The 15,396-nt window shown below is 62.1% G+C and carries 8 protein-coding genes; all 8 read left to right on the top strand.

The window, feature by feature from the left end; translation table 11 throughout:
- The first annotated feature begins 39 nt into the window (after positions 1-39).
- The 8 genes from CGL56_RS12840 (at position 40) to CGL56_RS12805 (ending at position 15,395) form a co-directional block, all read left to right on the top strand.
- Positions 40-3,195, top strand: coding sequence for a SusC/RagA family TonB-linked outer membrane protein (locus CGL56_RS12840; RefSeq protein ID WP_099106968.1), 3,156 nt, complete (start codon positions 40-42; stop codon positions 3,193-3,195).
- A 46-nt stretch (positions 3,196-3,241) separates the two neighbouring features.
- A complete protein-coding gene (locus CGL56_RS12835; protein ID WP_099106967.1) occupies positions 3,242-4,942 on the top strand; it encodes a RagB/SusD family nutrient uptake outer membrane protein in 1,701 nt (566 codons plus the stop codon).
- 60 nt (positions 4,943-5,002) lie between these two features.
- Entirely contained in the window at positions 5,003-7,015 is a 2,013-nt protein-coding gene (locus CGL56_RS12830) for a glycoside hydrolase family 127 protein (RefSeq protein ID WP_099106966.1), read from the top strand.
- Between the two features lie 47 nt (positions 7,016-7,062).
- Positions 7,063-8,499, top strand: a complete 1,437-nt coding sequence (locus CGL56_RS12825) for a family 16 glycosylhydrolase (RefSeq protein WP_209280320.1) — start codon at positions 7,063-7,065, stop codon at positions 8,497-8,499.
- A 47-nt stretch (positions 8,500-8,546) separates the two neighbouring features.
- Complete coding sequence (locus CGL56_RS12820; RefSeq protein ID WP_099106964.1) at positions 8,547-10,112, top strand: MFS transporter; 1,566 nt, start codon at positions 8,547-8,549, stop codon at positions 10,110-10,112.
- On the top strand, positions 10,109-11,995 hold the full coding sequence (locus CGL56_RS12815) for a CRTAC1 family protein (protein ID WP_099106963.1): 1,887 nt from the start codon (positions 10,109-10,111) through the stop codon (positions 11,993-11,995). The genes CGL56_RS12820 and CGL56_RS12815 overlap by 4 nt, the downstream gene beginning before the upstream one ends.
- Positions 11,996-12,015: 20 nt before the next feature.
- The gene (locus CGL56_RS12810) at positions 12,016-13,419 is read left to right on the top strand and encodes a sulfatase-like hydrolase/transferase (RefSeq protein ID WP_099107041.1); all 1,404 of its coding nucleotides are present in this window, start codon (positions 12,016-12,018) and stop codon (positions 13,417-13,419) included.
- A gap of 224 nt (positions 13,420-13,643) precedes the next feature.
- Positions 13,644-15,395 carry a glycoside hydrolase family 9 protein gene (locus tag CGL56_RS12805; RefSeq protein ID WP_099106962.1) on the top strand — a complete coding sequence of 584 codons (1,752 nt, stop codon included), beginning with the start codon at positions 13,644-13,646 and terminating at the stop codon, positions 15,393-15,395.
- The last annotated feature ends 1 nt before the right edge of the window (position 15,396 follow it).

The raw sequence follows: 15,396 nt of genomic DNA, 5'->3' as shown, positions 1-15,396 counted from the left end.
GGACACACATCTTTCTGCACTTTAATGTCGATCTAGACCATGCAACACCACCAGCAACAACCGAGTAATGGCGGCCGCGGTACAGCGGCTACCTTCCGCCTCATCCTACTTTTCCTGCTTATCAGTATCAGTCCCGGGCTTTTCGCGACCGGTGCGGGGATCGACCGAACCATTACCGGCACGGTAACCGATGCCAGCGGTCCACTCATCGGGGTGAACGTAATCGTAAAGGGGACCGAGGGCGCGGGGCTGGTTGGTACGGTGACCGACTTAGACGGCAGCTACTCCATCACCGTTCCCGATGGCCGGGATACCCTGATCTTCTCCTATACGGGGTATAAAACCAGGGAAGTGCCGATCAACGGGCGTTCCCTGATCGACCTTGAATTGTCGTCCGACGATCAGGTACTGGAGGAGGTCGTGGTAGTAGGGTACACCACCCGGAAGAAAGGCGAACTGACCGGATCGGTTGCTTCCCTGGACGGGGAGGTGCTGGAAAGAACCCCCAACCGGGACCTGGCCAAGTCGCTCTCCGGGCGCATCCCCGGCCTCATCGTTTCTGACCGCGGTGGCTATCCGGGGTCCACGAATGACGTAAGCATCCTCATCCGGGGCAAGTCGACCCTCAACAACAACTCCCCGCTGATTCTGATTGACAACATCCCGGCGGCCTCCTTTTCCCATCTGTCTCCCCAGGACATCGAGTCGATTTCCGTGCTGAAGGACGGCGCCGCGGCCATCTACGGCGCCCGAGCCGCGAACGGCGTTATTCTCGTTACCACCAAACGCGGTGTAACCGGGGCCCCACGCATCAACGTAAGCAGCAACGTGAGCTTGTCCACCTTTTCCAACGCTCCCGACCTGATGACTTCGGGGCAGTACGCCATCTACCAGAATGAGGTCGCGGCGCGGAACGGAACGGTGGCCCCCTTCACCGAAGACCAGATCCGCGGCTACACCTCCGGCAGTGATCCGGTGCGGTTTCCCAGTACCGACTGGGCAGACCTAACGTTTGCCGACTACGCTCCGGAATACCGCAATTCCGTCAGCCTCTCCGGTGGCTCGGAGAACGTAAAGTATTTCGTCAGCGGAGACCAGCTGAAGCAAACCGGCCTTTACGAGTCACGCGACCTGGGCTTCGAGCAGTACCAGCTCAGGAGCAACGTCGACATCACCGTCCACCCCAAGGTTAACCTCGGGGTGGATGTATCCGGCCAGTTCGGCAACCGCACCGAGCCGGGGGTAGATGATGCTTTCATCTACAAGCACATCTACGTGAACGAGCCGACGGAGGTGGGCATCTATCCCAATGGCCTGATCGGCTGGGGGGGCGAAAACGGGGCCAACCCGGCCATTATGTCGAGCAGTGCGTCGGGCTTCGTGGACCGGGTCAGCAGCAACCTGCGGTCGCGGTTGAGCTATGATATCGACCTGGACGGCCTGACCGAGGGGCTCAGCGTACAGGGCTTCGCCGGCATCCGCCGTTGGGTGACCAACACCAAGGCTTGGTACACCCCCTGGGAGGTCTTCACCTTCCAGGAAGGCACCAACGAGTATATCTCCCAGCCGGGCTTTTCCCAGCAGGGGGCGGAGCGCAGCCTCAGCGAAACCTCCTGGCAGTTTGATGAGGTCATGCTGAACTCCACCCTGCGGTACAACCGGTCCTTTGGCAGCCACAGCGTAGGTGGGTTCATTGGGATGGAGCAGTTCACTTCCGAGGAGCGGAGCTTCCGGGCCGAACGGCGGGGATTTCCAAGCGATAACCACCCGGAACTGTTTGCCGGCAGCGACGAAGGGCAGATCTCTACCGGGGGTTCCCGGGAGTGGGCCCGCCTGAACTACTTTGGGTCGCTTTCCTACGATTTCGACAAAAAGTACTTCATCGACCTGACCCTGCGCCACGACGGGTCGAGCAACTTCGGGCCGGGCAAACGCTTTGGTACCTTCCCCGGGGTGGCCGCCGCCTGGGCCCTGAACCGTGAGGGTTTCCTGGCTGCGACCAGTGGCTGGCTGGACGCGCTGAAGTTGCGGGGCTCGTGGGCCCTGCTCGGCAACGACCAAATTCCTCCCTTCCAGTTCCTCACGCGGTACGATTACGGCGGTCCCACCAATACCGCACGGCCTAACTACTACTTCTTCGGCACCGAAGGCGTGCGGTACAATGGATATACAAGTGCCAATGTTCCCAATCCGGACATCACCTGGGAAACTGCCGAGATGCGGAATGTCGGCCTGAACTTCGCCCTTTTCGATTACAAGTTTACCGGCGACGTCAACTATTTCTACCAAAAGCGGGAGGACATCCTCATTACCCGGAATGCCTCCATCCCCGACGTGGCCGGCCTGACGCTGCCCCAGGAGAACCTGGGCAAAGTCGACAACTTCGGCTGGGAGTTTCAGCTGGGGTGGAAGGACCGGGTAGGTGCCGTAGACTTCCAGCTGGGCTCCAACCTGACCCTGGCCCGCAACAAGGTGGTCTTCCTCGACGAGGCTGCCGACGTCCCCGATCAATTGCGCCGCGAAGGGTTTCCGATGGATTCCTATATCGTTTACCCCACCCGGGGCATCTTCCGCGACGATGCCCAGGTTGCGGCCACGGAGGTCAAACTGGAGGGCACGGTGCCCGGTGAGCCGATTTACGTAGATACGAACGGCGATGGAACCATCAGCGATGCCGACCGGATTCGCCTTTACGCTTCTAACGTCCCGGAAATCCAGTACGGCGTCAACGGCGGACTGCAGTACAAGGGGCTCGACTTTAACTTCCTCTTCCAGGGGCAGGCCAAGGCGCAGATTTTGGTTTTCTTCGACCAGTCCGGCTCCCGTCCCGCCTACCTTTTCACCGATCGCTGGACCCCCGAGAATCCCAACGCACCATTTCCCCGGGCCTTTGCCCAGGACGATCCCTACAGCGGTAACCGCAGCAATCCCGACAACTTCCAGGGGGCGGACCTGTGGTTGAAGGATGCTTCCTTCCTGCGGCTTAAGGAGGTCGAACTCGGCTACACTTTCCCGAAGGAAAAAATCAAGCTGGGCAACCTGCGCATCTCCGCCCGCGGGCTGAACCTGCTGACCATGTTCTCGGAAGTCTACGACCTCGGACTGGATCCCGAAGCCGCGGGCTACAACAACTTCCGCCAGTCAACCTATCCCTCGCTGAAGTCCTACTCCCTGGGCCTGAACCTGAATTTCTGATCCGGCGACCTTCAGTCAATCATTCCTTATCAAAGCTACCCTCATCATGCAATCTAAATACCTCTTGATCGTCTTGTTGCTGGCTTGCCTTACAAGCTGCCAGGACGATGTACTCAATACCGTAGCCCGGGATGCCTTTGCCGAAGACCTGGTGTACAGCGACCCGGAGCAACTGGAACGGCTGGTGTTCACCGCCTACAACAGTACGGAAAGCTGGGGGGTGAATAAAAGCGAGTGGTGGGGCCGCCGTTTCAACCTGGAGGCTGGCTCCTTCGAAGCGAAGTTCAATTTCCGTGACCTCGACCTCTTCCGTTACCGCGCCGGGTGGAACCCGAACAATGTGGGTATTCTGAACGGAAAATGGGAAACGTACTGGGACTATGTCCGCATGATCAATGAGTTCCTCGACCGGGTCGACGATAGCGAGGCCATGGCCATTGCTCCCGACCGCGTGAACGTGCTGAAGGCCGAAATGAAGTTCCTGCGGGCCAACCTCTACGCCAAACTGATCAAATTCTACGGTGGTGTACCCATCATGGAACGGGCCCTGGGCCTGAACGACGATTTCAACCTGGCGCGAAACAGCTACGAGGAATGCGTCGACTTTATCGTCCGGGAACTGGACGAGGCCGCCGCCGTCCTGCCCGAAAGCCGGCCCGATGCGGAATTCGGCCGGGCCACCAGCGTAGCCGCCCTGGCGGTCAAATCCCGTACCCTTCTCTACGCCGCCAGCCCCCTCCATGATCCGGCCAACGAGCCGAGCGGATGGATGATCGATTACACCAAGCCTACGAAGTGGCAGGACGCCGCCGATGCCGCAAAGGCCGTCATCGACCTCATGGGCGATCGGGAGCTGATCGCCACCCCGGACGCCCGGGCCTACCAGAATCATTTCCTGCGCCCGAACGCCGACATCATCTTCGCCCGCCCCTACGGTCCCGAGTTCTTTGACTTCGGTACCGACCCCAACTCTCTGTGGGACAAGACCCAGTCGCCCAACGGCTACGACGGATGGGCCCTGTCTTCACCAACCCATAACTACGCCCAGGAATACCGTATGGCAGACGGTAGGACCACTGGCGAAGGAGGCTACGACCCCAGCCATCCGCACGAGAACCGGGAAATGCGGTACTACGCCAACCTGCTGTTTAACGGAGCAGAGTTCCGGGGCCGCAACGTGGAGTATTTCCTCTCCGAAAGCCCCGAAACATACCCCCATGGACTGGATTCCCCGGAAGGCCTGGGCAATACCGCCCACTCGTCCAAAACGGGATACAACATCAGAAAATTCCAGGACGAAAGCGTAGAGGTAAACGGGGGCATTTCCGGCGGCCGCCCCTTCATTCTCTACCGCCTGGCGGAGATCTACCTCAACTACGCAGAAGCCCAGTACCATCTCGGTAACGAAGACGAAGCCCGCCGCTACCTCAACCGCGTTGCCGCCCGGGCCCTCGTGCCGGAAATCACGGCTAGCGGTCCGGCCCTGCTCGAGGCCATCAAGCGGGAACGCCGCGTGGAACTGGCCTTCGAGATGCACAATTTCTTTGATGAGCGCCGCTGGATGGAAGCTGACCGCCTCGGTTTCGATATCCAGGGCCTGCGGTGGACCAAGAAAGCGGACGGCACCCTCTCCCACGAAGTCTATACCGTGGTTACCCGTCCCTTCCACCCGCGGGAGTACTTCCTGCCCATTCCCCGGGAAGAAATCGAGAAGGCACCTTCCATGGTCCAGAACCCGGGGTACTAGGGGGGCACAGCTCCCCGGGGCAGCTCTACCTTTCCGCCAACAGCTATATAAATTCCGATCATGCACCCTTCCGTTGATTCCGCCCACTCCTCCACCGCTGCTACGCCCACTCCGGTCAGCCGCCACCATTCACCCTACCAGAAACTGACGCCCGTGGGAATCGGCGGGTGCCGTTGGACGGAAGGGTTTTGGGCGGACAAGCTGCAGACGTGTGAAAAGGCGATGTTGCCCTATATGGAGTCGCTCTTGTGCGGCGACATCGGGCATGCCCTGAATAACTTCAAGATCGCCGCCGGCCAGATGAAAGGAGCGCACAAGGGGATGTACTGGCACGATGGTGACTTCTACAAGTGGCTGGAGGCCGGCACCCTCCTCTACGCCCTGAACGGCAACGAGGAGTTGATGGGGCGCATCGATGGCTACATCGACATCATCCGGCAAGCGCAGGAGCCCGACGGATACCTGCAGACCCAGGTGCAGCTGCGGCCGGAAGTCGACCGCTATGAGAACCGGAAGTACCACGAGATGTACAACACCGGTCACCTGCTCATCAGCGCCTGCACCCACTACCAAGTCACCGGCCGGCGCAACTTCCTGGACATCGCGGTTCGCCACGCCGACCTGCTCTACACCATCTTCTTCCCGGAAACGAAGCAGTACGGCCGGTTCGGCTTCAACCAGACGCAGATCATGGGCCTGGTGGAGCTCTACCGGGTTACCGCGGATGTGCGGTACCTCCACCTCGCCGAACGATTCATCAAGCGGCGGGGGAAGTACCCCGTCGTGCACCACCCCACCACCGAGGGCTATCCCATCGGCGATATGGTGCAGGAGCGCACCCCCCTGACGGAATCCAACGAAGCAGTTGGCCACGCCGTACTGGCCCTCTACTACTATGCGGGGGCGGCCGACGTCTACGCCGAAACCGGGGAGCAGGCCCTGATAGAGGCCCTTGAGCGCCTTTGGGAGAACGTTACCCAGCGGAAGATGTACGTGACGGGGGCCGTCGGCCAGACCCACTACGGAGCTTCCAGCAACCGGGACAAGATCGAGGAGGGCTTCATCGACGATTACATGATGCCGAACCTGACCGCCTACAACGAAACCTGCGCCAATCTCTGCAACGCCATGTTCAGCTACCGAATGCTCGGATTGCGGGGGGAATCCCGCTACGCTGACGTCATGGAAAAAGTACTGCTGAACAGCGGCCTGTCAGGCATCAGCATCGAGGGTAAGAATTACTTCTACGCCAATCCCCTGCGGATGGTCAAGGGGGCACGCTCCTATAACGACCATGAGAACGCCACCGAAACGCCGGACCGTGAGCCCTACCTGGAATGCTTCTGCTGCCCCCCGAACCTCGTGCGGACGGTCGCCAAATCGTCCTCCTGGGCCTACAGCCTGACCAATAATGGACTGACCGTTAATCTTTACGGGGGGAACCAGTTGGACACCACCCTGGTGGATGGCAGTAAAATCGTTCTCCGCCAGGAAACGAATTACCCCTGGGAGGGAACGGTCAAGCTTACCATCGAAAGCTGTAAGCCCGGTCCCTTTGAATTGCTGTTCCGGATTCCGGAATGGGCCGAGGGCGCCACGCTTTCCGTCAATGGGGAAACCCCGACGGCTACGCGGCGGGGCACCTTCGCAAGGATCGAACGAGCGTGGAAGGCCGGCGATACGGTCCGGCTCGAAATGCCCATGCCCCCCGTGCTGCTCGAGGGCCACCCCCGGATCGAGGAAGTCCGCAACCAGGTAGCCGTGGCCCGCGGCCCGGTCGTCTACTGCGTGGAATCCCCCGACCTGCCAGAGGGGACCTCTATTCTGGACGTCCACTTGGATCAGAATGCGCCGCTGGTTCCGGAACACCGCCCGGACTTCCTCGGGGGGGTGACGGTGCTGAAGACGGACCTGACCATCAGACGTCGGCCGTCAGGGGGGATGTACCAGAGGGTAGAAAGCGCTGACCCCTGGGAGAGCGTATCGTCCACCCTCGTGCCCTACTTCGCGTGGAGCAATCGCGGTACCGCCGAGATGACCGTTTTCCTGCCCGTCATCTGGCGTCCCCGATAACCCCAATCTTTATGAAAACCAGAAACTTCAAATTGAACAACCCGTTTATGCTCCGGAATATCCTTGCCCTTGTTGGCTGCCTGCTGCTCACCGCGGTGCTGTCCGCCCAGGGGGACGAACCGCGCCCGCCCATGCCCTTCTCCGACCCCAACAACCAGGGGGGCTGGGTGCTCAACCCCGAGGTCAGCGATGAATTCGACGGCAGTGAGCTGGACACCACCAAATGGTTCATCGAGGGGCAGGACGGCCGCTACTACATCTGGAAAGGGCGCGCCCCGGCCCAGTTCGCTCCCCACAACGTGATCGTAGAAGACGGCAAACTGAAACTGCGTACCCAGTGGGAACCGGATTACCCCTTTGACCAGGGGGGGTATAGCGAGAGCGGGTCAGATCCCTACGGAGCGTTTGAGGGCCAGCCCCTGCCGGTAACCACCGCCGGGGTGGTCACCAAAAAGCGCTTTCTCAATGGCTATATGGAAGTGCGGTCAAAGGCCGGCCACGCGGCGATCACCGCAGCTTTCTGGGCCATCGGTTACGAGCAGGAGCTTGACGTGTACGAACAGATGGGAGCGCCAAAAATCGACGGCAGCATACTGTCTAATTCCGTACGTACGGCCGTACACGACTGGAGCCCGCCCGCCGTGCGGCCAACCCAGGCGTTTGGCTACGACGAGAAGAACCTGCCCTACCGCACCTCGGATGACTTCCACGTTTACGGAGCGGAATGGGGGGAAGACTACCTGAAAATTTACCGCGACGGCCGACTGACCTACCACGTTACCCAGGATGAACTGGGTACCGACTGGGTGCTGAACAACCCCATGGAAATATGGCTCGACTCAGAGGCCTTCAGCTGGCTGGGGCTCCCCCACGCCGCGGAACTGCCGGTGGATTTCGAAATCGACTATGTACGGGTGTGGCAGAAACCCGACGACAACTTGCTGGACCGGGCGTTCTACGGATTTGAAGGCCCTATTCTGTACCAAGACAAGCCGCGCCCCCTGGACTTGGTACCGGAAAGTTCCGTTCCCAACGAATATCAGAAGTTTTGGCTACTGGATACCGCCTCGGCAAAATACCTGTCCATCATCGAGGGAGAGTACGCCACGGGCGTCAACAGCCTCGAATTCCGGGGGCTGGAAAAGAACGAAACCCTCACGGTCGACAAGGTCGTTGCGCTTTCTCCGGAAGGCGCGGTGGACTTACCCGCGGGCGAATATACCCTCTCGGTAAAGGTATGGCTCGACCAGGGACGGGCCCCGGAAACACTTCATCTCGGGCTTGAGGACCCGGAGGTCGTGATTCCGGTACCCCTGGAAGGAATCGAACGCAGGAAATGGGTAGAACTCGAAAAGTGCTTCCGCAAAACCACGCCTTCCAGTGCCGCGGACCAATTCCGGATCGAGATCCGCCAGAGCAGCCTGCCTGACCTTCGTCCTGCGCGGCTGCTGATCGATGACATCCGTATCCGACCGGTTGAATAATGGCGCCTCACTGCTTTATCTGCTTGTACCCTTAGATTACAATACTTATGAATCCTTACCGGAGAAATGCGTTTGCCTTCGCCGCGATCGTGGCCCTGGGTGGCTTTGTTTTTGGCCTGGATGCCGCGCTAATCTCCGGAACGGTCAATTTTATCGCCCGGGAGTTCAACCTGTCCGATCTGGAACTCGGAATGGCCGTGGGCGCACCTGGCCTGGGCGTTGTCGTGGCCCTGCCGCTCACCGGCCTGGCCAGTAACCTCCTGGGCCGGAAGAAGACCCTGCAGATCATTGCCGCCCTCTACCTTGTGTCGGCCGTCAGTTCCGCATTGGCGCCCACGTTCTGGGCACTGGTAGCGTCCCGCTTTCTGGGGGGGCTGGCCTTCAGTTCCATCACGGTGGCCTCCATGTACATCGGTGAGATAGCGCCCCCGGACTACCGGGGCAAGCTGGTAGCCATACTCCAGATCAACATCGTGCTGGGGCTTTCCACGGCCTACTTCACCAACTACCTGATCCTGCTCGCCAGTAATTCGGGAGCGGAGTGGCTAGATACACTGGGCATCACCACCTACACCTGGCGGTGGATGCTGGGATCTGAAATCCTCCCTGCCCTGCTGTGGCTGGCCCTGCTCTCCTATATCCCCAACAGCCCCGCCTGGCTGATCTATCGCGGCCGGCGCGGAGAAGCCATGGACGTGCTACGCCGTCTGCTCCCCGTGGAGGAAATACCGGAGGCGGTGCATCGGATGGAAGACAGCCTGCGGCAAACGGTGGTCTCCAACGGCGTGATGGACCAACTGAAAAGGATCTTCGGCCCCCGAATGCGGCTGGTGTTCCTGATTGCCTTCACCGTGGCCATCGTTCAGCAAGCTACCGGCATCAACGCCGTGCTGTTCTACGCTCCTACCATTTTCGAGCAGCTCGGCTTCGGGATGGATGCGGCCTTCGCCCAGGCCATCTGGGTCGGACTGACGAGCATCGTTTTTACCGTGCTGGCGATCCTCCTGATCGACCGGTTGGGGCGACGCCCGCTGGTGATCTGGGGGTTGTTGTGGATCATTGCCAGCCTGATCCTGTGCGCTTACGGGTTCCACGATGCCACTTACCGGCTTTCCGTCGATGCCCTGCAGGAGCTGAGGGACATTCCCAATGCGGAAGCTTTGGCGGGCCTGGTTGACCACACCTTTACCAGCGACATTGCCTTCAAGGCCGCCGTACAGGAGGCCATCGGAGAGCAGGCGGCCAGGGCGCATACCGGGATCCTGCTGCAGCAAGCCGCGGAACTGAACGCGGTACTCATCCTCACCGGCATCCTGAGCTTCATCGCCGCCTTCCATTTTTCCATCGGCCCTGTGATGTGGGTGCTCCTTTCAGAAATATTTCCCATCTCAGTCCGGGGGGTGGCCATCCCCCTGTTCGCCCTGATCTCCAGCCTGGTGAATTATGTCGTACAGCAATTCTTTCCCTGGCAACTGGCCAACCTCGGGGGCGCTTCCATCTTCATGACGTACGCCGTCATGGTCAGCGTAGGCTGGCTGATACTCCTGCGGACGTTGCCGGAAACCAAGAACCTGAGCATAGAGGAAATCGAACAAAAGCTAATCCGATCATGAATTCCCCCCGCCAAAGCTGCCGCGCCCTGGCCCTCCTGCTGGCCCTGCTGCTGAGTGGCCCGCCTCCGATTGCCGCCCAGTCGCCCGCCCCCGGGCCGCGCTTCGCCGCCGCCGAAGGGGCCTTCCCCCAGGACCTGAAGGACCTGCGCAAGTGGGACGCCCCCACGGTGGCCGACCTCGACCAGGACGGCTGGCCCGACCTCATCCTCAACGACCACGGCTACGGCATCCGCATTCTGTGGAACAACAAGGGCCGCTACGCCAAACCCTACGACCTACTGATGGGCGACATCCACGGTGTCACCGTCGCGGACTTCGACCGCGACGGACGGCTCGACCTGGTGCTGTCGCGCGGAGGGGGATCGGGCAGCAACGCTCGCAACGCCAAGCTGTTTACCGTCGACCGCGACCGGAAATTCCACCCCCTGGACGACTTCCCCGATCCCCTGGAAACCATGCGTGGCAGGACGGTCAAGTTCACCGACCTAGACGGCGACGGCTGGCTCGACCTGATCAATTTTGCCTTCCCAGACCGCAGCCGCAAAGGCGCCTCGGAAAACTACCTTTACCGCAACGACCGGCAGGGCCGCCTCGTGTTGGGTGACACCCTGCCCCCCGTGGGCGGCGACGGGCAGAAAACCCTCGTCACCGACTTCGACGGCGATGGTAGTCAGGACCTCCTCCTCTACGGGGCGGGGCAACCGCGGGCCTTCCGCAACGCGGGGGATTTTCAATTCCGGGAGGTGACGGCGACCGTGCTGCCCGAAAGTATCGGGGACATCAGCTCGGCCGTAGAACTCGACTACGACAACGACGGCGACTTCGACCTCTTCCTCACCCGCATGCAACCCTTCGAGGCCGGGGAAACCTTCTACGACCCCGCCACCCGGATCTGGGGATTCTACAGCAGCCGCGGGCGCTTCGTTTCCGAGCCCCTGCCGGCCGACGTCGTCCTGAAACTGGAGAACTACCACACCACTTGGCCGCACACCGCCTTCTACCTCGGGGAAACCGGCTACGCCCACAATTTCCGGGGGGAGACCCACACCGGCCGCAGCTTCGAGATCGTCAACAGCGATGCCCTGGGCTTCCCCGAGCAGCTCAGCGAGCAGGGGGGCTACCTGGGCTTCATCGGCAACGGCACGTGGCGGCTGGCGGTCGACACCTGGAGTGCGGCCACGGGCGTCATCCACGGCGTCCGCGAATACCCGGCTTACCCTCATCCGGCCCCCCGGTACAGCCTTCTGCTGGAAAACCGGGACGGCCGCTACGTTGACGCCACCGACCGGGCCGGGGCGGCGGGGCTAGCCAATCTAGCGGGTGCCGTCGTGGCCGACTTCGACAACGACGGTCACGTCGACATCCTGGCACTGCCCCGCGGCAACCTGATCTCCCCCCTCGCCGCCACCCTCCTGCGCAACCGGCAGGATGGAACCTTCGCCGCCGTCCCCTACCACGGCGTGAACACTACCGACCTGGGCAGCATCGGTATGGGCGGGGCGGCCGTGGACTACAACGCCGACGGGAAGGTGGACGTCATCGTGGGCAACGAACGCGGGCAGTGGCAGCTGTTCGAAAACCAATCCGCCGGGGCGGGGCGGGGCGCCACCATTCGGGTGGGCCACTCACCCTCCGGGGCCGCATCCCCCCTGGGGGCCGTAGTATCCCTCACCGCGGAGCATACCCGCACGGTCCGCATCGGCAACAGCGCGGCGGCATACGGAACCCAGTTCGACTCCAACGTCCACTTCGGCCTCGGCAACTTCGCGGGCCCGGCCCGGGTAGAGGTACGTTGGCCCACCGGGGAAAGGGTGACCGCCGAACTGCCTGCCGGACAGCAGACGCTCAACGTGGGCGACGCCACGCCGATTACCACCAAATGAAACCGCAAACGAAAATGATCATGCGCAACCTGCTCTTCCTCCTCCTGTGCTGCTGCCTCTGCGCCACGGCCCGAACGCAATCGCGACCAAACATCGTCCTGTTGTTTTCCGACGACGCTGGCTATGCCGACTTCGGATTCCAGGGCAGCAAGACCATGGTGACGCCCAACCTGGACCGGCTGGCGCGGGCGGGCATCCGCTTCACCCAGGCCTACGTGTCGGACGCCACCTGCGGCCCCTCGCGCGCCGGTATCCTGTCCGGGCAGTACCAGCAGCGCTTCGGCTACGAGGAAAACAACGTCCCCGGCTTCATGAGCCCGGTGTCTGCCGTCGATAATGAAGAAATGGGCCTGCCCACCGACCTGCCCACCGTGGGCGATTACCTCCAGGAGCAGGGCTACCAAACCGCTTACTTCGGAAAGTGGCACCTCGGGGGGGCGGACCGCTTTCATCCGGTCGAGCGCGGGTTCCATGAATTCTACGGATTCCGGGGGGGCGCCCGCAGCTACTTCCCCTATCCCAATCCTGAGCAGCAGGGGATGAACCGCCTGGAGCGCGACTTTGCCGGCTACGAAGAGCACGCGGGTTACCTCACCGACGCCCTGGGCGCGGCCGCCAGTGACTTCATCCGCCGCAACCGCGACACTCCCTTCTTCGCCTTCGTGGCATTCAACGCCGTACACACCCCCATGGACGCCACGCCGGAGGACCTGGCCAAATTCCCCCAGCTGGAGGGTGACCGGCAGACGGTGGCCGCCATGACCCTGGCCCTGGACCGGGCCTGTGGACAGATCCTCAATACCCTGGAGGAACTGGGGCTCACGGAAAACACCATCGTGGTATTCACCAACGATAATGGAGGACCTACGGACAAGAACGCTTCCAGCAATTATCCCCTGAGCGGCACCAAGTCCAATCACCTCGAAGGTGGCATTCGTGTACCCTTCTTGTTGAGTTGGCCGGACCGGCTCCCGGAAGGGGGGCGCTACGAGCAGCCCATCAGCACGCTAGACCTTCTGCCTACCTTCTTTGCCGCTGCCGGGGGAAGAGCGGATACGCTGTCGGATATAGACGGGGTGAACCTGCTGCCCTACCTGAGCGGCAGCCAGTCGGGCCGCCCCCACCAGCAGCTCTTCTGGAAACGGGATGTACGGGCCGCCGTCCGCGATGGAGACTGGAAATTGCTGCGGTACGCCGACCGCCCCGCCGAACTCTACTATCTGCCGGAAGATGTTGGTGAAAATAACAACCTGGCAAATACCCACCCCGAACGCGTCAAGGACATGTTCAAGATCCTGTACGCCTGGGAATCCACGCTTTCCCGCCCGCGATGGCTGTTGCAACGTAAGTACGACAACGTAGATGTCGACCGTATGGATCAGTACCGCGACCAGACCTCCCTGTTTCGGGAGGAACGGCAGTAAATCCGGTAGTGGGAAGGTTCCGCTGAGGCTCGGGCCCTGGTGGCACCCTCCTCGAGGCCAACGACGGGGCCAGAGAAAGTAAACGATGATGACGGGGTAGGCTTCGTAACAGACCCCTTGCACCGGCGCTCCGGCGCCTAGCGGGAAGGGCTACCCAGCAGGTATTTCAACATCCGGAAAATATACGGACCTTCCCTTCATCGTTTGTGTGTAACCCCCTTCGCATGCCTTATTACCTGACCGCCTGCCTACTGCTGTTGCTGATTGCCTGCACCGACCCTGCCGCTGATGCGCCGCCGAGCTACGCCGACGAGACCACGGCCAAAATCCAGCTCAACCAGGTAGGCTACTACCCCGACCAGCCCATCCGCTTCACCTACGCCGACACCAGTGCCGGCGCGGGCCCGCTGACCGGGGGGGCATCCACGGCCTACTTCGTGACCACCCTGTCGGGCGATTCCACCGTGCACGAAGGCGTCCTCGGCGATACCCTCGACTGGACCGCCCTGGCCGGCGTGGTGGCCCGGCCCACCCGGATCGATCCCCTGCCGGTGGGGGAGTACCGCATCTTCATTCCCGGGGTTGGCTACTCCCATCCCTTCCGGGTGGCGAAGCAGGCGCTGCGGGAGGCCTTTCTGGGCTCCGTACGCGGACTGTACCACCAGCGGGCCAGTCAGGCGCTGCCAGAGACCCACGCCGGGGAATACGCCCGGGCCGCCGGCCACCCCGATACCGCGGTACAGTACCACCCCTCCTCCGGCCGTGCGGGCGGGGGCACCCTGAGCAGTCCGGGCGGCTGGTACGACGCCGGCGACTACAATAAGTACGTCGTCAACGGGGCCTTCCCCGTAGGGCAGCTGCTGGCCCTCTACGAAGACGTGGGCGACCCCGCCCCCGACGGCAGCCTCAACATCCCCGAAAGCAGCAACGGAAAGAGCGACTACCTCGACGAGATCAAGTACGAGCTCGACTGGCTGCTGACCATGCAGGACGACGACGGCGGACTGTTCCACAAGCTCACCACCCTGAAGTTCGCCGGCATGGTTATGCCCGAGGCGGCGACCAAGACCCGCTTCGTGGTGGGCAAGAGCACCACGGCTACCTTCGACTTTGCCGGCGCGACCGCCCAGGCCGCCCGCGTCTTCCGCGACTACGACCCCGCCTACGCCGACCAACTGCTCGCGGCCGCCCGCCGCGCCTGGGCCTGGGGCACCGCCAACACCGGGGCCTTCTTCATCAACCCGGACGACGTCAGCACCGGGGAGTACGGCGACGGTAACGCCGACGACGAGCGCGCCTGGGCCGCCGCCGAACTCTTCGCCACCACCGGTGAGCAGGAGTTCTACAACGACCTCCAGGCCAACCCGCCCCGCGTCCGCTTCGCCCCCGGCGTGGGCTGGACCTCCTACATGGCCAACCTGGCCGCCTTCACCCTGCTGCGCCACCCCGACCGGGTGCCCCAGGAGTTCCTCGCCGGATTGCGGGAGCAAATCATCACCCTGGCCGACAGCCTGGTAGATGATACCGACCGCACGGCCTACTTCCAGCCCATCGATGCCTTCGGCTGGGGCAGCAACTCCGACGTGGCCAACGCCGCCATGCTCCTCGCCGCCGCCCACCGGCAGGAGGCCCGCCCCGAATACGTGGCCGCCATGCGCGACGCCATGAACTACCTGCTGGGCCACAACCCCAATGGCGTTTGTTACCTCACGGGCTTCGGTACGCGTTCGCCCCAGTTCATTCACCACCGGCCGAGTGCGGCCGACGGCATCGACGCCCCGGTGCCCGGACTGCTCTCCGGCGGCCCGAATACCGCCCAGCAGGACCGCGCCGACACCAAATACAAACCCGGCGCCGCCCCCATGCAGAGCTGGGCCGACCAGACGCCGAGCTACGCCAGCAACGAGATCTGCCTGAACTGGAACGCCCCCTTCACCTACGTGGCGGGGTATCTAGAGGCCGTAAGTGGCAAGTAGT

Origin of the sequence: Neolewinella marina (assembly GCF_002631205.1) — a bacterium.
Lineage (GTDB): Bacteria > Bacteroidota > Bacteroidia > Chitinophagales > Saprospiraceae > Neolewinella > Neolewinella marina.
The sequence above is the reverse complement of the archived record's forward strand: the minus strand, read 5'-3'. Positions and strand labels throughout refer to the sequence as shown.

Coding starts and splice junctions, on each gene's coding strand:
- CGL56_RS12840 (WP_099106968.1), top strand. CDS start 40: ATGCAACACCACCAGCAACAACCGAGTAATGGCGGCCGCGGTACAGCG.
- CGL56_RS12835 (WP_099106967.1), top strand. CDS start 3,242: ATGCAATCTAAATACCTCTTGATCGTCTTGTTGCTGGCTTGCCTTACA.
- CGL56_RS12830 (WP_099106966.1), top strand. CDS start 5,003: ATGCACCCTTCCGTTGATTCCGCCCACTCCTCCACCGCTGCTACGCCC.
- CGL56_RS12825 (WP_209280320.1), top strand. CDS start 7,063: ATGCTCCGGAATATCCTTGCCCTTGTTGGCTGCCTGCTGCTCACCGCG.
- CGL56_RS12820 (WP_099106964.1), top strand. CDS start 8,547: ATGAATCCTTACCGGAGAAATGCGTTTGCCTTCGCCGCGATCGTGGCC.
- CGL56_RS12815 (WP_099106963.1), top strand. CDS start 10,109: ATGAATTCCCCCCGCCAAAGCTGCCGCGCCCTGGCCCTCCTGCTGGCC.
- CGL56_RS12810 (WP_099107041.1), top strand. CDS start 12,016: ATGCGCAACCTGCTCTTCCTCCTCCTGTGCTGCTGCCTCTGCGCCACG.
- CGL56_RS12805 (WP_099106962.1), top strand. CDS start 13,644: ATGCCTTATTACCTGACCGCCTGCCTACTGCTGTTGCTGATTGCCTGC.